Source organism: Flagellimonas algarum (assembly GCF_040513375.1).
In the GTDB taxonomy this organism is placed as follows: domain Bacteria; phylum Bacteroidota; class Bacteroidia; order Flavobacteriales; family Flavobacteriaceae; genus Flagellimonas_B; species Flagellimonas_B algarum.
Genome location: NZ_JBEVTG010000001.1, coordinates 618,232 through 637,279 on the forward strand (window position 1 = coordinate 618,232; position 19,048 = coordinate 637,279).

Genomic DNA, 19,048 nt, shown 5'->3' on the forward strand with positions numbered 1-19,048 from the left:
TTCCCCCAAAGCCTGGAAGCATGATCATAACCAAGAAGGAATACGTGTCAAATCTTGGCGTAACCATATCCAACCCTAATGTCCAGTGGCAAATGGAATAGACAAAAAAGCCCCAAGCAAACTACTTGGGGCTTTCACGAAACAAGATGATCTAATCTAAAAAACCAACATTGTACTGAAATTTAATTTTGAATACCGTTTAAATACATGCTATCGCAAATCAATATATCGAAGTGGGGCCGCCTTGCCGTTTCCATTTTGTGAAATATACAAGCGTCCTTTTGCCGCGTCGATGGCGATTCCATTTGGCGTGATGAATCCGGCTTCCGACAAAGGGCCGTCTTTATGACCCAATTCACCGGAGCCGGCGAATTCATGTACCCCACCATGTTCATCGATCCGGTAGATTTTGTTCGATCCATACCCGGTCGCATAGAATTGCCCTTCAAAGAATTCCAAATACCCTACCACATAGCCGGGATAGGTAATCGGGATCGAAGCGAATTCAGAAAGTTGCCACTCGTTATCTATCCTAAGGATCTTACCAGTGCTGAAGTTACTCAGGAAAATATCGCCTTCGAGGCCGTAGGTGATGCCGGTGCACCCTTTCAATCGATCGTCTTGAACGATATCTTCAACACTACCGTCAAAAGTGACCTTCCGCAAGGCGGCGTGGGTATAACTAGGAATCAAGAAATAGGTGCTGCTACGATCCAATAGGACATCCCCGGAAAAACCATCAAGATCCGCGATTTTTTGCAATGCCCCGTTTTTGTATTGCATAAATTCACTACGGGTATAGGAATTTTTTTGGTTGAAAAAGTAAGTGCCTTTCGCGTCGAAGGTGCCGCCGACCGGGCCACGGACTTCATTCTCGAACAACACTTCGATTTCGCCGTTTTGATGAAGTGCGAACACCTTGGTACCACTCCCCATAATATCGGCGGTTGCGGTTCCGTATTGATTGACGTATACGGTGCCATCATGGGCCACCGCTACGGATCCGTTGCCGTAGAACTCGGTACCGATGGAATGGACTTCAAATTCTTGCGCATTCAAGGGAGTCGTGACGACTGACCCCATAAGAACAAGACTCATTACAAGATTGCAGTATTTCATAATCTGGATTTTTGGCAAGTACGTGCATAGCGATGTGCCGCTCGCCCTATTGTGAACAGTCACACGTGTTCCTTATGCTATGCTACGTTTTTGGATTTTAAATATTGGGAAGGCGTCACTCCAAGACGCGATTTGAAGACGCGATTGAAGGTCGATTTCGAATTGAACCCAGCTTCCATCGCCAAGGCCAATAAGGTATGACTGGCGTGACGGTTATTTTTGATTTTTTCTAAAAAAGCATCGATGCGGAACGCATTGATGTAATCGTAGAAGGTCGACTGATGGATTTGGTTCAACAACCATGACAAATTGTTCGAGCTCGTATTCATCTTGCTCGCCAATTCTTGCAAGGTCAAATCGGGTTTCAAATACACTTTTTCGGTTTCCATGAAATAATGCAACCGTTTTTGCAGCTGCTGGATCTCATCCGGTTTCAAACGATCGCTCTCGGATTTGGTTTTGGGACTCTGCCGAATGCGAAATATGGCCGGCTGTTTCAGACTGAAATACCCGATGACATAAATAAAAATCGGGGTCGATACCCACATGGTCGTATAGTTGAGCACCCCTATTTGGGTTCTGAAGAAATAAAGCGAGATAAAACTGATCAACCATAACAGGATGAATACCCCCAAGGTCGCCAAGAACATCCATAAGTACCTCCGTATCGTCTGACGGAACGACATGGCTTTTTCTTCGAGCTTCTTGAACCGATTCAACAGTCGCATTGAAAATAGCGTGTACAAAATGAACGAAATCAGGCCACCGGCTTCAACGATAAAGAACATCAGATTGAACTGTCCTGAGAAATACCGCTCATTGAACTCGGCCAACGAAAAGCCCAACCCCCAAAAATAGTACCCCAGATGGGCCAATGCGGGGAGGTAATGAAGCCATGGTAACCGAAACGTCGGTTGTTCAGCGAACAACATCCTTCGAACATAGGTATAGACCAAAGGGCCGAATAAGAAAATGGTGGTATCCGCCAAAATACCAAACCGCCATACCCATGCCAGTGGAATGCGAAGTACCGCCATCCGACCCAACAACATGAATACGGATATCAACAAGAGCACCGACAAGATGCCGTTCGCCTCTTTGTTCCGATTGGGTAGCAGTCGTAAGGATAAGGCTAAAAAAATGCCCTGGCTGACCCCAAGTATCAAAATGATATCAAGTAAATCGAATTGCACTTCCGAAAGAATTTGCTTCCAATTTAGAAATTCCATGTCAGGATAACGGAGCATTGGTTACAATGAGACCGAATTTTGTGCGATTTATCATGGATTTCGAGCACATCCATTCAAAAAGACGAAACACTGTACGCATCTTTATATCTATGAATATCAAATGTTTACGCCGATTTTTGATATGCTGGCAAACGAGAACTTCCCCTAAGTTTCCCAAAAACGGTGTAACAAAACGGAATACTGCGATATCTCTGTAGTGTATTGTTAATTGATCGGCACGACTCAGGTTAGCCGTTCCAAACCAAAATCCGACCCACCATGAAAAACTACCTGCCCTTTTTGATGTGCATTATCACCATTACCCTTTGGGCCCAAAACAACTTGGAAGACATCAACTTGGAATACGGGAAACACGAAGTAGGTTTTCTACACTACCAGGCCATAGATAGTTCAAGATCCTACCGCATTCGAAACGCGTACAACAACGCGAACGTCCACCGACCCATTCCGATAAGTATCTGGTACCCTGGGAAAGCGGTCGACAACGGTCAAGAAACAGTGCAGGTGATCGATTACTTGAACATCCTGAAAGAAGAAGAGGAATGGGAACACCTCCCTAATGAATTTCTGATGGATTGGTTCAGTCACCTCTGGAATACCGAACACAATAAGGCCCAATTGTATAAAAAGGCCTATGCCCAACAAGGTTTGGAAGCCCTGAAAGGAAAGTTTCCCGTGATCGTCTATGCCCCGAGTTACCAAGCATCTTCAATAGAGAACTTTGCGCTATGTGAATATTTGGCCAGTCACGGGTTTATCGTTGTTTCGAGTCCGTCGCGAGGAACCGATACCCGATGGTTGGATGGGGCAACGACTCGGGACATGGAAACCCAATCGGGCGACATCGCCTTTTTGATTAAAGCGGCCCAAAACCTGAAGCATGCCGATACCAACAAGATCGCTTTGATGGGATTTAGTTTCGGGGGCTTGTCGAACCTAATCACCGCAATCAAAAACGCAAACGTCAAGGCGGTGGTGAGCCTCGACGGGAGCGAGCGTTACAATTATCCAGTTCTGGAAGGATCCCCTTTCTTTTTCCCGGATCGATTCGATATCCCATACGTCCATTTCGCCCAAAAAGAGATTCCGGTCGAAGTGCTTCAAAGCGACGGTCTTCCAGCGGACATCAACGACCGATTCCAACTCCTGGATGCTTTGTTGTACAGTGACGTTCAAAGCTACCGTTTCCATGACCTCACCCATGCGTATTTCAGCACGCTCGGTGTCTTATTCACGAATCGCGATAAACGTCAAGACAAAGCCGATGATAAAATCGCCGCTTCTTACAGCCTGTTGTGCCAGCATGCACTACAGTTCTTCAATGCCACCTTGCTGCAAGATGAAAAGGCCCTAAAGTTCATCCAAAACAGCCCTGCTGAAAATGGCTATCCGGAAAATCTGTTGTCGAAACGCATTAAAAAAGCCAACCAACAACCATTCGATTATCTCGATTTCAATGACCTCGCGATTGCCAACCGATTTGAAAACCTCATCCCCTTATATCAAAATACCAAGGTCGAGCATCCGGAATTGGAACTCCAAGAGGGGATGTTGAATACATGGGGGTTGTGGTTATCATTCGATCCCGAAAGAGGCCGGCAAGGCATCAAAGTATTCGAATTGGCCTTGCATATCTATCCGGATTCCGCCAACCTTTACGACAGCATGGCCGAAGGATATCGCAGTATCGGCGATACGGAAAAAGCCTTGGCCAGTTTTAGGAAATCGTTGGAATTGGACCCTCAAAACGACAATGCCAAACGAAAGATAGCACTGTTGAAAAAGGAGTAAGCCTATATTACCTAAGCCAACTGTAGTGGCAAATCGGTCAACCTTTTACCAGTCAAGCGTCGTACTGCATTGGCTACGGCCGCAGCAATCGGTCCCATAGGGGGTTCACCGACAGGTAAAGGGATATCGGTTCCTTGTATTAAATGAACCTCGATTTCTCTTGGACTATGTTTCATCAATGCCATATCATACGGACCATAAATGGTCGGATAAAGTTCGCCATCTTTCAGGCCCATTTTTTCATGTAGTGATGCGCTCATCCCCATGATGATGGACCCTTCGCATTGCGCTTTTACTTGATCCGGATTTACGGCAATCCCACAATCAAAAGCACAGGTCACCTTGAGCACCTTGATGACACCTTCTTCAATGGAGACTTCGGCCACATGCGCGGCAGGTGAATTTGCATCGGTGGACGCTGCTAGGCCCATGGCCCGGCCATTTCGTACTTCATTGACATAACCTGCCATTTCCGCTGCCTTGGAAATGACCGCCTTGATCCGTTTGGGCGTTCCTTCATCGCTTAGTCTTGAATTCCTGAAATCCACTGGATCAGCCCCGGCCTTCAAGGCCATTTCATCTATAAAGCTCTCGATAGCGAAGGTATTGGCCAAGAGACCCAAACTACGCCACCAACTCGTTGCGAATGGGAGTGTGCTGTGCCATTGCACCGCCCTTCTGTTCGGTATGGCATCATACATGATGTTTCCGCCTCGCATGGCCCCGACATCAGTGCCAAGAATGCTGTTTACGATTCCTGGTAAGATGATGGATCCGATCGCTACATCACCACTTGCATAATGATGTTCCAAGGTATCCAAATACCCGTCGACACCTACTTTACCCTTCACGATATGGTGGGTGGGTGGGCGAAAAAGATCGTTTTGAAATTCCTCCTTTCGGGTGAAGATATACTTTACGGGTCGACCCACCGCTTTTGATAATTCTACCGCTTGAATGGCGTGATTCGTATTCAAACGTCGCCCGAATCCTCCACCCAAATAAGTAGGGATCACGTTCACGTCGGCTTCATCGACCCCAAGGGCCTCAGCAACGAACTGTTGGGTTTTGCCAGGTACTTGGGTCGAAAGAACCAGGGTTATTTTCCCATTGTCATAGTGCGCCACGGCCCCGTTGGGCTCTAGCTGTGCGTGTGCCCCGATCGGGCTTGAAAATGCCATCGTAACCGCCCCTTCTTCATTTTCTTCGATCGCACTACCTTCCTTTTGGGTAATCATTTCATTCCCTTTTCCAACCTGGAGCATATCACGTATATCTTTTTCAGACCAGCGTTTTTCAATTCGCCATGACACCTTCAATTTCATTTTCGCGGCCAAAGCTTCTGGATAGCTTTCCGCTACGATCCCGACCCAGTCTTCCATTTGCACCACTTTGATGACCCCTGGCATAGTCGCTGCCTCCTCCGTATTCGCACTGTCGAATTTGGCGCCGATAACAGAAGGTCTCACTATAGCGGCATGGACCATATCGGGGAGCTCGGCGTCCAATCCGAAAATGGGATCTCCGAATACCTTCGCCCCCAGATCAATTCGTTTTACCGGTTTGCCGATATATTCGTAGGCATCGATCGATTTCAATGCAGGAGTATCGGGGAGTTCCCATTCCGTTACACCTTGGGCTATCTCCGCGTAGGACATTCGCTTGTCATTACCATAGACCATTCCATCCTTAGTGCTTAAATCAGGGACCGCAACATCAAGATGTTTTGATGCCTCGGTTTTCAACATCTCGCGCATGGTCGCGGCCATTTCACGTAAGGGTTGCCATAATCCTCCTACGGACAGGCTTCCACCGGTACTCAGTGCATCGACTATGCCCGTTTCCGTTGCAGCGGCCACCACGGTGATTTGGTCAAGGGCCACATCCAGTTCATCAGCGATCATTTGGGCAAAACTCGTAAACGAACCTTGGCCCATTTCAACTTTGGGTGAGTGGAAGATGATGGTATTGTCAGCACCTAATTCAAACCAAAGATTGGGTTCGGTACCACTGCCCATGTAAGAAGGCGGCAAGGTCTCTGCCATTTCGAGGGCGGCACGTCGCAAAGGATTCCGAAATACATAAGTACCGACGGCCAATACCCCTATTGCACCCAAACCTCCTCGAACGAAGAACTTTCTACGGGAAATTTTTTGCTTCTTTTCTGCACTCATTGTGTTATGGGTTTTTGGGTTCGGTGGTTGGATCGTTCATTAATTCAGCGGCGCGATGAATGGCCTTACGCATGCGATAGTAGGTACCACAGCGGCAAATATTGATGATGTTCTTGTCGATATCTTCATCTGATGGATTTGGGTTTTTTGCCAACAATGCCGCCGTCGCCATCATGAATCCAGGCTGACAATACCCGCATTGGGGTACGACTTCTTCCATCCAAGCTTGTTGTATGGGATGGGGGTTTTCAGCCGTTCCGAGACCTTCTATGGTAAGCACCTCCTTGCCTTCAGCGAATTTAACGGCATAGGAACAGGAACGGATCTCGTTACCATCGACCAAGATGGTACAGGCTCCACATGCTGCCTTTCCACAACCGAATTTGGTTCCCTTTACATCGAGCATATCCCGGATTACCCATAACAGTGGGGTATTTCCATCCCTGATTTCTATGGATCGTCCGGTTCCGTTAAGCGTGAAATTTATCGTCATCATTCCATTGGATTTTGTTGCTATTCTATCGGTTGTGATTGTGTTCATTCATCGGTGGGGATGACCGCCCCAGCCTCGAACCAGGCCTTTACGGCTTCGATGTATTCCTCTTTCGGCACCGGTGGCTTCTCCCTGGGCACCCCGTTGGCATCCACGCCCGGTTCCCAAGCCCAGAGCACCAAGGCATGTTCGGTCAAATGATGCATGGTCTCTTCAGGGGTCCTTCCTCCATTTCTTTCGGGGTCCATCATTGAGGCTGCGATCTCTTTTCGGCTGAGCCCTTCCCAATACATTTGGGCAGGCGCCAAACTCCATTCCGGTGCCCCGGGAACCCCTGAATAGTCATTGTTCTCGTTCTGATGGCAGGTGGTGCATTTGGTCGCCTCAAAGCCTAAATTGTCTTCACCCCTACTCATTCCAAAATAGTGAGGATGGCTATCTTCGCCTTGTTTTGGAATATTGTCATTCGGGTGGCAGTTCACGCAGCGTTTATGTGAAAGTACATCCATCATTTTATCAAAATTAGTATCGGAGGTAACCCCTTCTTCAGGAAGTTCCATACTTGTCATCCTGGGCTTTGCATAGTGGACCGAAACGAAACTAACCAGCATGATGATCAGAAAACCTTTGAAATACAGTTTGGAATCCATTGAAAATAAATTAAGTGAGTACTTACTTTTTTTTAAACCAAAAAATTACTAAGTTGCACTTCAAGGTAGGAAAAAAGACGAGACCTCTAGAACATCGGATATTAATTCAAAATAATTCTAAATAAAAATGACCGCGAAGAAAGAAAGGATCGTTGCCGCCGCTCTCGAGCTTTTTGCAGAGTATGGATTCAACGGGACCTCAACCATGAAGATCGCAAAAAAGGCACAGGTTTCGGAGGGGTTGATTTTTAAACACTTCAAGAACAAGCAAGGGCTTTTGGCGCATTTGATCACGGAATTGGAGGCTAAGATCGAATCGAATTTCGGATCCATATTGAATGAAACGGATCCAAAGACCGTTTTAAGGAAATCGATCGAATCGATTTTCAACGTCCCGAAGTCCGAGTATGACAGTTGGAGATTACAGTATCTCTTGAAAATGGACAAACGCTATTTTGTTCCCGATCAAAACAGACCGTATGTCGAACATGCCGAAGTCGCATTTAAGGCGCTAGGGTATGCGCATCCTGAACAAGAGGCCATTTTGTTTTATGAGATCCTTGATGGCCTGTTCTTAAGCTTGATACGAAATACGATTTCGAACCGGAAACACTTTCGTACTTTTCTACTTGGGAAGTATCAGCTGTAAAAAACGAGAATCGAATAGAGGTCTGATCAACTTTTACAATAAAGTGCTTCTTTGATGCCAAAACAGCATTCTTTTTCTATCCTATCTAGTGCGATTCGTTCGATTCTCCCAAAAGCTGGAGCAGTTCATCGATTTCCGCCGCTTTAAAAGCCAGACCTTCTTTTCTATTGCTTTCCAAAAGAGCCTTAGCTTTGGGGATGTTGTCTTTTTTGAGGTATAGTAAGGCTAAATACCATCGTGCTTCAGCTGTAAATTCAAAGTCATTGGCCGTATTCAAAAGCAACTCAAGTCGCTCCTTAGCTTGGTCCGATTCGTTTAGATGCATCAATGCGACGGCACTGTAGAGCATCACGGTTCGGTCTTCGTTGCCTTCCAAATAAGTGTCAAACGCTTTTGTGGCTTCCTCAAACTGGGCTTGGTCATAATGGAAAAATGCCTTTTCGAGGATATCACCGCTTCCTTGATCTCCTCTGGTAGTCGGTAATACAACATTGGGATAGGTATCGAAATAGGTATCGTATACATTCCCTTTTCCACTTACATAAAGAAAAGCGGCAACCCCTAGAAGCACGGCAAAAGAGGCTGCCATGGGCAACCACGAACCAAAGGTCCTCTTCTTTGGCCCCACCAGGTGTTCCAATTGCTTTTTAAGTTCCTTGTTTTCAGCAACGATAACCGTTTCGAACACCTCCTTATAGGCATGGAATTCCTCTTGAAAATCCGGATTTTCCGAAAATTGGTTATCAAAAAGAGCTTCCTCTTCCTTAGAAAGAAGATCCAGTATTTTTTTTCGAAAAAGGGAATCGTTACTATTTGCTTCCATGAATGAACCCTTTTAGTTTTTTCAAACATCGAGAACGGTAGCTCTTGATGGTATTTTCGTCTTTATATCCTGTATGTTCCACTATTTCCTTGTCCGTAAGTCCACGGTAGTAATACAATCGCAACATCTCCTTACACTTTTCGCCCAGTTTCGGATACTCCATGATCAGCAACTCCTGTTCCCGACTCAGTTGGGCACCATCCAACTCAAAAAATGTTTCCGTAAACTCCTGCTCCTCTTTTAAGGGAAGGGATCGATGCTTCACCCTTGCCGCCATCTTGTTCTTACCGATAGCGAACAAATATGTTTGCAAGCTACCAGTTTTCAATTGGAGCTTTTTGAGGACAAAATTTTGATACATGGCGATAACACTGTCCTGATACAAGTCTTCCAAATCGACATTGCTATCACTTCTTGATGCGAAAAACAAGAGAAAAGCCTTTTTATGCCTCAGATATACCTCTTCAAGGGCTTGCTTATCCCCTTTTCGCAATCGATTCTGCAATTGTTCGGTTTCCTTGGTCATTAGTGCAGTGAAAACTACGAAGGTTAACATCGAATTCAAAAAAATACTGCCATGCTTGTTAACCTTTTCCTTTTTTTCAAAACAAACAGGCAACATTAACAATCCAAAATATATGAAAACAATACAGAAAGTAATCTTCTTTGTTCTGGTTTTCGGTGCCTTTCAGGGTACCCAGGCCCAGTTTTTCAAAAAACTAAAGGACAAAGTAAAAAGAGCTGCGGAAGAGACCGTTGAACGCAAAGTCGAGGATAAGGCGATAGAGACCACCGAAAAAGCCATCGATAGTGTTTTTACGATAGGTAACGGAAAGGGAAGAAAAGAAGAAAAAGGAAAATCGGAAGATGTTGACCAAACCGATACCGAAAATGTAGCAAGCTACGGAACCGCAACCGTTTCAGGCCCTAACCATGGCCCAATTGAAATTATTGAAATAGCGCAACCTACGGTAAGCTTTGACCAGGATGCCGGCCAAACACGTATTTCAGCTTGGTGGGTTACCCATGGGACCGATACCGATGACCGATTTGCGATTACCCTCAACCAACTGATCGATGAGGCGACCAGCTTGCCGATAACCGTAAACCTTCCCCAAGATGGAACCCTCAGCATTTATTATGATGGCCTCTTGGGCGCCTATTTACCTGCCGATGAGTGGCAACGCACCGAAGATCCAGAGTTTGAATTGGTGCATAACAATCCCCAAATCAACGGTACGCTGACCCTTTCCGCTTTAGATAAAAATAAGATAGCGTTCAGTTTTGAAGGAAGCGGATTTAGCGGTCAAGTCCAGGCAAAAAACCCTAAGATCCAAAAAATCGCCCGTAGTAATAACACTATGGATTCCAATAAAGCAACGAGCACGTCTCCAGCCTTTAGCTTCAAAGAAGGCGAACCGGGAATCTATGACTTTGATTTTGAAATTGAAACACAGGTGACCGCGGATGATGGGGAGCGCTATCCCATTTCCTATTTGATCAATTCCAACACCGATTATTTCGGGATGAAGGTCGATATGAGCGCCTATGGGGAGGGAGATGTAGAAGGCAACTCCGTCATGGTGATGGACCAAGAACAAGTGCGTGTTTTTGTGGATACCCCCATGATGAAAATGCAATTGAACCAGGATATGGCAGGGGCCCAAGGACAACAAATGCCGGAAATGGGCAACTATGACTTTACGAAACCCCAAAAGACCGGAAAAACCAAAACCATCATCGGATATCGCTGCGAGGAATACGTGGTTACCCATGAGGAAGGCACCATACACTTTTGGGCCGCCCCAGAACTGACCATACCCAATTGGATGTTCGGCAGTCAACAAGCTGTAGCACAAACGGGGGTTTTGGGCTTTGTCATGGAGTTTTCGGCCACATCGAAGCAGGGCACCACCAAAAGCACTGTAACGGCTATCAACGATGATCTATCGCTCCGTATCAATGCCAAAGACTATAAAAAAATGTTCTAACAAACCCCTCCGAACAATGAAAACCAAGTTTGTTAAAACCCTTTTAAGTATATCCGTATCGTTCATGATCGCGTCATGCATCGGCGACAGGAAACAAGTAGACCTCAAGGAATTGGAAGACAGCTCCTTTATCAACAAAAAATTCAAAGGAAATCTGATCGATTACCAAGAAGGTATGAGCGCCTGTAGTGGGCTTAATGCATCTGAAATCGCCCAACTCTATGGTGTGTCGACCGAGATGGTCATCATTGACGACCCACATACCAATCCGCAAAGGCAAGTGACATCGACACCGCTATGCGCTTTTTTCATAAAGTCAGGTGATTCCGATTTTCTTTGGCTACGTGGATCCATGCAGATCGAACGGGAAATAGGCAAAGATGAATTCATGGGCGATGTGGCCGAAGCAACCGGGACCGGTAAAAAATGGGAAGAAGCGTGGCGTTTGAAAAAATCAATTTCGAAATCGTCAGTATGGATTCCCAATACCGGTCAAGCCGCCCTTTGGAATGAGAACCAAACCACTTTGGAAATCAAACTGGACGGGTATACCCTCAAAGTCCATCCGCCAAAAAATATCGGGAATGAAGAAGAAACGGCCCTGGACCGCGATTACAAAAAAATGGCAATTGGCATCGCCAAAGCCGCCGGTTACATTAATTGAATATCAACTTTAAAATGAGAAACATGTTTAAACATCATATCATCAAGCTAGTCCTCCTATTGACGGCACTTCATATCGGTTGTAAAGGGGAAAGCAAGGCAAATCAAGATATGGATTTCGAAACAGCGGTAGCCGCCTTGGAAGAACGAAAAAACAAGGCAGCCGAATTGGAAGCCAAACTCTGTTCGGAATTTCCCAAACAGCTTGTTCTGAAACACCATCCAGACGGCAAGCGGATCGATATCGAACCCACGCAACTGTCATGCAAGATAAAATTGTTCTATGGTGACCAAGATCATGAATTCTGGGAAGGCCAGGTAGCAGTCTATCCCAATCAACAAGAAGATCCCTTTTGGCATTATCACGCCAAGGAAGGTCGATTGAACCATCCTGTAAAGGAATTTGGGGACCGGGCAGTGTATGTTGGCCTTACGTACCAACTCCTTATTATAAAAGACGGACTTATCTACGATATCGCCCCACCCAACAACGGATCCATAACGAGTACCGGAAAGGCGACCAAAGAAATCGTTTTTGAGATCGCAAGACATTATAAACTCTAAACCATTGAAGATGAAAAAGTATCTACTCGTATGCTTATTGATAAGCTGCATTTCAGCACAAGCACAATATGTTGAAGGAAAATTGACCCTCAACGGAAAATCAAAGACCAGTCTTGAATTGGATAGTAATTCGGCAGTACGACTGTTCAAGGATTTCAATAGCGGTAAGTACCGACTTCAATTGTCTTTTGACGGAAAGGATTTGGTAAAAAATCTAAATAAAGAAGCCATTATCTTTTTCAATTTTAGAACCGTTGTCAAAAAAGATGGGAAACTCGTTAAAAATGTCATTCGGAAGCACCCCATACCCTATTTCCCTGGGGAGTATTCGATTCCTGCGGAGGCATTTGATTTTGTGGGCCTTTTGGCTAGCGACCCCCAAGAGGAAGAAGTACTCCAAATGATGAAAGAGGGGACCCTCGGCCTCATGCCAGCCGGGGAGTATTCCATCGAGCTAACGGTCTTACCGATCGGCATAAAGGGAAAAATAGCCCCTGTAGCATTCAATTTTTACGGTAGAAAAAGACCGGGTAAGGTAAAGTGATAATCCCAAGAATTTACGACATGCAAAAAGTTATCCGGTCTATCACCATTGCGATATTCGGTCTATTAACCACCAATCTACAGGCCCAAGTGTTCGAAAAAGTCGGGGGCCAAGCCACGGACATTGCCATGAATCCGAAAACCGGAAAGGTATTCGTAGTCAGCGGCAGGAACATTTTTACGGACTATGATAGCCGTACAAAACGTTGGAAACTATTTAGTTCCCGACCCAACAATGCCGAATCCATTTCAATCACGAAGCAAGGGGTCGTCTATATCACCTCGACCAGTGATGAGGTTTTTATCGAAGTGAACGGAAAATGGATCAAAGTGCCGGGCATCAAAACCAAGGAGGTGATCTGTGAGCGGTATGGACTACACATTTATGCCATCGATGAATATAAAAAACTGCGGTATTTAAGGTCGGGCAAATGGACCTATGACAGGCATAGGAACAAAGGGGTCACGGGTCTCAAGCAGTTGGTTACCATGAGTACGGCCGAATTTTTCGCTACCAATAACAACAACGAGTTTATGGAATGGGTCGCGGGCAAATGGCGGATTAGAAACGGCAAACCCAATCAAATCGCCCTGGATCATAAAACAGGTGCTATTTATGCGATCGGCCAAAATCGGGGCATTTACAAATGGAATAAAAATACCGATCGCTGGAGCATCATCCCGAATACCCGAAAAGACTTCGTTCGATTGGCGGTCCATGATGGGGTTGTCTGGGCGGTTACGGTGAACAATGCGATCTATTACGCCGATACCACTAAAAAAGCCAAAGACTTTTCAGGAACTTATGAAGTCATCGTAGATCGACTGGGTGCCCCGAAAAAACGAAATAAATATTATGGGACCATTGGAATTTACCTCAGCGCGGATACCAAATCGGGAAGGGCCATGATCTCCCCTACGAACGGTCAGAAAAACCGCCTCTGGGATATCCCAAAGCAAGGTCCCTCGGTCGCTCATGAAAATGGGTTTTCCTGGACGGATTCGTTCACGGCGAAGGCGAGGCGAAAACAGGCTGCGGGATCACTTGAAATCGGCAGGAGTCGAAAATTCAAACTGGTCGGGGAGGCCGCCAAAGGATATCCGGAATTTGATTTTCAGTTCAACGTAAAGGAACATCAGGGCGATTTACCCGGTATCAGAGGTGTGGGCTTGTGGGAAAGGGAAAAAATAAAGATGGAAGATCTGGTTTTGGGGAAGACCTATTACCGACACCTCTTATCATCGGATACGGTCATCTCCTTTAGGGTCGAGAAATTATAATGGACGAACCATTGGTAGTCCCTTCAAAAAAAACTTGGGGTCGACCCAAGCCAATGGATTTTAAAAGATTTTACCTGAGGGTAAACGAGAAGATGACAGCTCTGGAATTCAAGGTTTCCAGTAGAAAAAGACCAGCTTAGGTCAACTAATCAATTAAAGCATTTAAGAAATGAAAAATATACGTCGTGCAATCGCAATTGCGGTATTCGGTCTTTTGACCATCAATCTACAAGCCCAAGGGTTCGTAAACGCGGGGGGGCAAGCTACCGATATTGCCATCAGTCCTAAAGATGGTAGTGTTTATGTGGTCAATGCCTCCCGTAATATCAAAAAGTACAACAAAAACACCAAAAAATTCCATGCCTATAGCGCCCAATCCAAAAACGCGAAATCCGTTTCGGTCACCAAAGACGGTGTGGTTTATATGGTTTCCACCAGTGGTGAGGTACATGTAGATGTGAAGGGCAAATGGATAAAAGTACCTGGAATCAAAACTAACGAATTGATTGCCTCTAAAGATGGTAGGATCTACGCCATAGATACCAATAAAAAGCTACGGCAATTGTATAACGGCAGATGGAATCTACTGAAAGGTCAAAATAGGATCGGCAGTGGGTTGAACCAAGTCTTAGGCATCGGACCGAAAGAACTGTATGCACGGGCAGGTGACAATGCGTTCAGCAGATTCTCTGGTGGCAAATGGACGACCCTTGCCGGACGACCCAATCAAATCGCTTTGGACCATAAAACAGGCGTTATGTATGCGGTGGGCCGTAATAAGGGCATCTATAGATGGGATGTCCGCTCCAGAAAGTGGGTGGTGTTGCCAGGTACGCGAAAGGATTTTACGGCCGTAGCGGTACATCACGGAAAGATCTGGGCGGTGGCGACCAATAAGGCGATTTACTACTATGACGCTGACAAGGACACGACAACTCCTAAAACGGATTATGCGGGTACTTACCGAGTTACTTTTACCAATATCTTGAGACTTGAAAACGCCTTTTCTTTGCCAAAACATGATATTTATGGCACAATCGGTATTCGCCTAAAAGGGAAGCTCAATAATCGATCGATAATCATAGATGCAGAAAACGGTGGCCCAAGGGTTTTGGACATCCCTAAAAATAATCCTCGAAAATTCAGAAAAGCAAATACCCTAATAAATCCAAGTACGTATATCGGTGAAAACGGTGATACTTGGGCAGTAACAATAGGAAGTTACCCATACAATTGTACCATTGATACGATGCGGGAATTCGTATTGGAAGGAGGAACTGCCAATGACAACGCAGTATTCAATTTTCAGTTCAATTTGAAAGGAATCAATGAACTTTTACAGCATGAGGGGAAATGGCAACAACTAAACCTACCCATCAAGGACGTACTCTTAGGGAAGGAATATTATTTTAGTGGTGGATATGATCCTGACAACCCAACCTACAATGGCGGTATCTGCTTTAAAATTGAAAAAATCAAGTAATGCTGCGGACTATAACCATCATCGTTTTGGGTGTGATGGTTTGTGCTATCGGTGGTTGTAAAGAAAGGCAGTCTGCCGAAGCCGAGAAGACCACCTCTTTGGGGGGCGATACGCTAATGGACAGGACAATCGAAGTGATAAGCCCTGAATTGAAACAAGACAGCCTTAGCTATCGCGATCGGAATTGGCAGCCTGAGCGAGGACAATATTACTTTTCCGAGAGTTACCACTTTAAGTATTATAACGAAGCCATTCCATCTGAAGGTGGCACTACGAGCAAGGAATTCGGTTTTTATGTGGACCCCGAAAGTGGCACCCTACTTTTGGAGAAGTACTTGACCAACTATTTTGATGAGATGACCGATTATGTCATTGTCCAACCGGATGGAACCTATATTCTAGGGTATACCGACGAGTTTGGAACCAAAAAAGCCATTCGAAAGAACCTTAAGGAGGTCGAAGGCTTATCCGAAAAAATAGAGTATGGTACCGAAGATTTTAAGACCTATTTTCAAATGACGGACGAATCAAAAACCTTTGGAGCGAATCCCTATTATCCCAAAAAGCTGAACGGCGACCGGTACTTGAGAAGGTTCCCATTTGCCCAAGACAGTGCCACCCTTTTCTTAAGCGACACCCATTTACCTACCAAGGCACTGTACCTTGTAGGGGAAATATTTTCAGAATTGGGTATGCCCTTACGCCAAGATTATGGATTTGTACTTCCGGAAGGCACCCTAGTAACGCAAGAGCGGTATCAGACGCCCGATGGCAAACGTATCGGGTTTCAATTGACCTCGATCATGGCCACCGAATACCATTTGAAAGTCCCGGATTGATCCATGGTTTTTACTTTTTTGCAGCCTTCCGTCTCCTGAGAACATAGGTGATGATCAGCACGATGACAATACCCAAAACTACCCAGGTCCAGGGCTTGGCATACCACGGTTTCGCGAAAGAGAGCGGGGCATCGCTGCCGTATAGCACAAAGCCTGACCAGTAGTAGGGGTGCTTTAAGCGGGTGTTCGAAGTCCTTTCCAAGTAAGCGACTTTTGCTTTTTGCAAGGCCACCGATTTGGTTGCCCCTTTGTTTAGGTGCTCATAAAAGGAAATCATGATTTCTTTGGTGCTTTGATCGGGGGCACTCCAAAGGCTGGAGACCGTTGAAGGAACTCCCGAGTACATAAAAGCCTGAGACAAAGAGGTCACGCTTTCTCCGGATCCATACCCGCCGACACCCGTATTACAGGCACTTAGTACGACCAGATCGGCATTACTTTTCATCCCATAAATCTCAGAGATATAAAGTCGGTTGTCTTCTTTATCATCTGAAAACACCAAATTACTGAGTTGCGCATCTTGTTCGTTTAGAAAGGCGTGTCCGGCCATATGCAAAACGGAATAGTCTTTGGGCAGGTTCAAGAAGGTTTGGCGAGAAGCATCTTTTCCTTTATAAATGGTCCCTTTGATGAAGGTGTTGATTTCTTTAATTTCATCTTGGGCTCCTTTTAAATCATACGGCTCCCCCCGAACCGCCAACTCCTGCGATGAAGGTTGAAAAGCACTATAGGAGGGGGCGAAGAATACGGTACGGCTGGCTTTTTCCGTTGGTTCCTCTTTCAAATTCAGGTGTGCAAGGCCATAGATATAGGCAGTTGCCGTTTGCTGTACGAGATACTTGCCATTGTTGTCTACCAACAGTTCAAAAGGAAGGTAACGCAACACCCCATCCGAACTAATGATCGTGGATGCTGTTAAAACCTCATCCCCGATGAGTTTTTGATAAAGTGATTGGGACGCCTTTTGAAGGTCATCGATCTCTTTTCTGGATTTTAAGCCATCCAGGAATTCGGTTACTTCATTTGCGATGGAATCGTACCCAAGCAGATTGCTTACGTCAATAGCATTTTTAGAGATAACGATCTTGAAAAGTTCATCACCGGCTTTTGCGAACTTGAATATTCTTTCATTTTCATGCAAATCGAGTGTCTCAAACGAGAATGGCGTCTTTATGATGTTGTGTACTTCCGGATTTTCGTTTCGAATCCGCTCATTGATATTGTCGAGCTGCAGTTCCAGTTCGAAAATCTCCGGGTTCTCGGAAGCTTTTTCTTCTTGAAGTGTTTTTCGAATATCCGTAATCTGTTTCCGCAATTCCAATTCAAGGGTAAAAAGCGAATCCAGGGTCCCTTTGTTTTCCGCCAAAATCCGATTTGAAGTCAAGGTGTTAAATGAACTCTGGTTCTCGACTTGTTCGATCCCGGTTAGGATTTCCTTCTTTTTTTCATAGGAACTTTTATTCTTGATCAGGTAACGAAGTGTGCTATTTTTGATGTTGTCATAAGCAGCTTTTCTTGTGCCTGAAAGTCCGACGGTAATCCGGTCCGCAAATTGCCTTAGGCCCAAAATGTTGATTTCATCGGCTGATTTTTTTAACCGTTCTATTCCGGTTTCTTCCAAAAAAAGGGCGAACTGGTTCAACAGTATGGGATAGGTATATTCTTTAATGGGCGCGAAGTCTTCGGGTTTAAAATTTTCGACATCCATCGGAACTTGCTTTTCATTCAATAGGGTCAACCCCTTATTGGTGTGATAGACCAGCTTTTCCATATTCCCTGTTTCCGAATAGGTTCTAGCAGCAATTTCGTGTATGTTCAACTCTTGGAGTGGTGTAACCCATTCAAAACTCTCCAATTTTGAAACCACCGCCGGAACGCGGTCAAACGCCTTCGCATTCAAAAAGGAGAACCCCTTGCAAACCAGAGCATATAATATCACGTTTTGGTCTTGACTGACTGCTGCGGCTTTGTCAAAATATGCAATGGCTTTTAGCGGGTTGGATCGTTGGTAATACCTGCCTATGTAAAAATTCCCAAGGCCGTACTCGTCTTTGATGATGTCTAAATTTCGATGGGCGTTGTAGAAGTTTGAAAACTCATCGTAACTACGGTGGATCCCTTCTTCGTTTCTGACCAGTAAATTGCTTCGCACCAGCCAATGCCTTACATTGGATTCCAGCAGTAATGCTTTATCCGTTTCTAATTCAGTAAAAATTTGACTTCTTTTTTGGTCAAAATGTTCTTTGGCCTTTTTCGAAAAGCCTAGTACATCTTTTTGTTCACCATAATACCAGTCGAGATAGGCGTTTTGTACGTAGTAGGTGACTACGGTAGCTGGCTGGTTTTCGGGATTATCAAGGTGTTTTTTGGCACTGTCCAAAAATAAAGCCCATTGTTCTTGATCATTTAAATAATCGGCTGAATAGCAAGTGGAAATTGCCGTTTGGATACCAAACAAAATGGAAGTGTCATCACAGGGGTTTTCGCTGTACAATGCTATGGCGCTCTTGTATTTTTCCAGTGCATCTTCGACCTTTCCTGCGTCGAATAGTCGTTCCCCTTCCATTTTTAAGGTCTGGATTTGTTCTAATTCGGGGCAAGGTTCAAGAACAAGGGCTTCCCCGGCAACGACCCCATGGGCATACAAACAAACCAGGGCACCAACAAGAAGGTTTTTCAACATATCGGATATCACGTAGGGCGGTTTTTTTGGATCAAGCCGTAAAATATAAATT

17 protein-coding genes are annotated in these 19,048 nt (G+C 45.2%); 9 read left to right on the forward strand and 8 right to left on the reverse strand.

Features of this window, described 5'->3' with window-relative positions:
- Nucleotides 1-210 precede the first annotated feature (210 nt).
- Complete coding sequence (locus ABV409_RS02875) at nt 211-1,083, reverse strand: NHL repeat-containing protein (RefSeq protein ID WP_353876038.1); 873 nt, start codon at nt 1,081-1,083, stop codon at nt 211-213.
- 113 nt (nt 1,084-1,196) lie between these two features.
- A complete protein-coding gene (locus ABV409_RS02880; protein ID WP_353876039.1) occupies nt 1,197-2,312 on the reverse strand; it encodes a helix-turn-helix domain-containing protein in 1,116 nt (371 codons plus the stop codon).
- Between the two features lie 315 nt (nt 2,313-2,627).
- Between ABV409_RS02880 and ABV409_RS02885 the strand changes: the two genes are divergently transcribed.
- Nucleotides 2,628-4,160 (forward strand): poly(ethylene terephthalate) hydrolase family protein, encoded by a 1,533-nt coding sequence (locus tag ABV409_RS02885; RefSeq protein ID WP_353876040.1) that lies wholly within the window; start codon nt 2,628-2,630, stop codon nt 4,158-4,160.
- Between the two features lie 11 nt (nt 4,161-4,171).
- Here ABV409_RS02885 and ABV409_RS02890 read toward each other — a convergent pair whose 3' ends face one another.
- Genes ABV409_RS02890 through ABV409_RS02900 form a run of 3 tightly spaced genes read right to left on the reverse strand, consistent with a single transcriptional unit; the run spans nt 4,172 to nt 7,477 of the window.
- The gene (locus tag ABV409_RS02890) at nt 4,172-6,334 is read right to left on the reverse strand and encodes a xanthine dehydrogenase family protein molybdopterin-binding subunit (RefSeq protein WP_353876041.1); all 2,163 of its coding nucleotides are present in this window, start codon (nt 6,332-6,334) and stop codon (nt 4,172-4,174) included.
- A gap of 4 nt (nt 6,335-6,338) precedes the next feature.
- Nucleotides 6,339-6,830, reverse strand: a complete 492-nt coding sequence (locus tag ABV409_RS02895) for a (2Fe-2S)-binding protein (protein WP_353876042.1) — start codon at nt 6,828-6,830, stop codon at nt 6,339-6,341.
- Between the two features lie 41 nt (nt 6,831-6,871).
- The gene (locus tag ABV409_RS02900) at nt 6,872-7,477 is read right to left on the reverse strand and encodes a hypothetical protein (protein WP_353876043.1); all 606 of its coding nucleotides are present in this window, start codon (nt 7,475-7,477) and stop codon (nt 6,872-6,874) included.
- Nucleotides 7,478-7,604: 127 nt separating this feature from the next.
- Between ABV409_RS02900 and ABV409_RS02905 the strand changes: the two genes are divergently transcribed.
- Nucleotides 7,605-8,126, forward strand: coding sequence for a TetR/AcrR family transcriptional regulator (locus tag ABV409_RS02905; RefSeq protein WP_353876044.1), 522 nt, complete (start codon nt 7,605-7,607; stop codon nt 8,124-8,126).
- Nucleotides 8,127-8,211: 85 nt separating this feature from the next.
- Here ABV409_RS02905 and ABV409_RS02910 read toward each other — a convergent pair whose 3' ends face one another.
- Nucleotides 8,212-8,949: a tetratricopeptide repeat protein gene (locus ABV409_RS02910; protein WP_353876045.1), complete on the reverse strand. Its 738-nt coding sequence runs from the start codon at nt 8,947-8,949 to the stop codon at nt 8,212-8,214.
- Complete coding sequence (locus tag ABV409_RS02915; protein ID WP_353876046.1) at nt 8,936-9,475, reverse strand: RNA polymerase sigma factor; 540 nt, start codon at nt 9,473-9,475, stop codon at nt 8,936-8,938. Before ABV409_RS02915 ends, ABV409_RS02910 begins: the two co-directional genes overlap by 14 nt.
- A gap of 112 nt (nt 9,476-9,587) precedes the next feature.
- Here ABV409_RS02915 and ABV409_RS02920 point away from each other — a divergent pair, with 112 nt between their 5' ends.
- From ABV409_RS02920 to ABV409_RS02950, 7 genes are all read left to right on the forward strand, one after another.
- Nucleotides 9,588-10,940: a DUF4412 domain-containing protein gene (locus tag ABV409_RS02920; protein ID WP_353876047.1), complete on the forward strand. Its 1,353-nt coding sequence runs from the start codon at nt 9,588-9,590 to the stop codon at nt 10,938-10,940.
- Between the two features lie 16 nt (nt 10,941-10,956).
- Nucleotides 10,957-11,604, forward strand: a complete 648-nt coding sequence (locus ABV409_RS02925; RefSeq protein WP_353876048.1) for a hypothetical protein — start codon at nt 10,957-10,959, stop codon at nt 11,602-11,604.
- Nucleotides 11,605-11,627: 23 nt separating this feature from the next.
- Nucleotides 11,628-12,167, forward strand: coding sequence for a hypothetical protein (locus tag ABV409_RS02930; RefSeq protein ID WP_353876049.1), 540 nt, complete (start codon nt 11,628-11,630; stop codon nt 12,165-12,167).
- A gap of 10 nt (nt 12,168-12,177) precedes the next feature.
- Nucleotides 12,178-12,711 (forward strand): hypothetical protein, encoded by a 534-nt coding sequence (locus ABV409_RS02935; protein ID WP_353876050.1) that lies wholly within the window; start codon nt 12,178-12,180, stop codon nt 12,709-12,711.
- 20 nt (nt 12,712-12,731) lie between these two features.
- On the forward strand, nt 12,732-13,991 hold the full coding sequence (locus tag ABV409_RS02940) for a hypothetical protein (protein ID WP_353876051.1): 1,260 nt from the start codon (nt 12,732-12,734) through the stop codon (nt 13,989-13,991).
- A 169-nt stretch (nt 13,992-14,160) separates the two neighbouring features.
- Nucleotides 14,161-15,474, forward strand: a complete 1,314-nt coding sequence (locus tag ABV409_RS02945; RefSeq protein ID WP_353876052.1) for a tectonin domain-containing protein — start codon at nt 14,161-14,163, stop codon at nt 15,472-15,474.
- Nucleotides 15,474-16,313 carry a hypothetical protein gene (locus ABV409_RS02950; RefSeq protein ID WP_353876053.1) on the forward strand — a complete coding sequence of 280 codons (840 nt, stop codon included), beginning with the start codon at nt 15,474-15,476 and terminating at the stop codon, nt 16,311-16,313. Before ABV409_RS02945 ends, ABV409_RS02950 begins: the two co-directional genes overlap by 1 nt.
- 10 nt (nt 16,314-16,323) lie before the next feature.
- Here the strand turns inward: ABV409_RS02950 and ABV409_RS02955 are convergent, their stop codons facing one another.
- Nucleotides 16,324-19,008: a CHAT domain-containing protein gene (locus tag ABV409_RS02955; protein WP_353876054.1), complete on the reverse strand. Its 2,685-nt coding sequence runs from the start codon at nt 19,006-19,008 to the stop codon at nt 16,324-16,326.
- Nucleotides 19,009-19,048: the final 40 nt, after the last annotated feature.

Coding starts and splice junctions, on each gene's coding strand:
- ABV409_RS02875 (WP_353876038.1), bottom strand. CDS start 1,083: ATGGGGTCAGTCGTCACGACTCCCTTGAATGCGCAAGAATTTGAAGTC.
- ABV409_RS02885 (WP_353876040.1), top strand. CDS start 2,628: ATGAAAAACTACCTGCCCTTTTTGATGTGCATTATCACCATTACCCTT.
- ABV409_RS02890 (WP_353876041.1), bottom strand. CDS start 6,334: ATGAGTGCAGAAAAGAAGCAAAAAATTTCCCGTAGAAAGTTCTTCGTT.
- ABV409_RS02895 (WP_353876042.1), bottom strand. CDS start 6,830: ATGATGACGATAAATTTCACGCTTAACGGAACCGGACGATCCATAGAA.
- ABV409_RS02900 (WP_353876043.1), bottom strand. CDS start 7,477: ATGGATTCCAAACTGTATTTCAAAGGTTTTCTGATCATCATGCTGGTT.
- ABV409_RS02905 (WP_353876044.1), top strand. CDS start 7,605: ATGACCGCGAAGAAAGAAAGGATCGTTGCCGCCGCTCTCGAGCTTTTT.
- ABV409_RS02910 (WP_353876045.1), bottom strand. CDS start 8,949: ATGGAAGCAAATAGTAACGATTCCCTTTTTCGAAAAAAAATACTGGAT.
- ABV409_RS02915 (WP_353876046.1), bottom strand. CDS start 9,475: ATGACCAAGGAAACCGAACAATTGCAGAATCGATTGCGAAAAGGGGAT.
- ABV409_RS02920 (WP_353876047.1), top strand. CDS start 9,588: ATGAAAACAATACAGAAAGTAATCTTCTTTGTTCTGGTTTTCGGTGCC.
- ABV409_RS02925 (WP_353876048.1), top strand. CDS start 10,957: ATGAAAACCAAGTTTGTTAAAACCCTTTTAAGTATATCCGTATCGTTC.
- ABV409_RS02930 (WP_353876049.1), top strand. CDS start 11,628: ATGTTTAAACATCATATCATCAAGCTAGTCCTCCTATTGACGGCACTT.
- ABV409_RS02935 (WP_353876050.1), top strand. CDS start 12,178: ATGAAAAAGTATCTACTCGTATGCTTATTGATAAGCTGCATTTCAGCA.
- ABV409_RS02940 (WP_353876051.1), top strand. CDS start 12,732: ATGCAAAAAGTTATCCGGTCTATCACCATTGCGATATTCGGTCTATTA.
- ABV409_RS02945 (WP_353876052.1), top strand. CDS start 14,161: ATGAAAAATATACGTCGTGCAATCGCAATTGCGGTATTCGGTCTTTTG.
- ABV409_RS02950 (WP_353876053.1), top strand. CDS start 15,474: ATGCTGCGGACTATAACCATCATCGTTTTGGGTGTGATGGTTTGTGCT.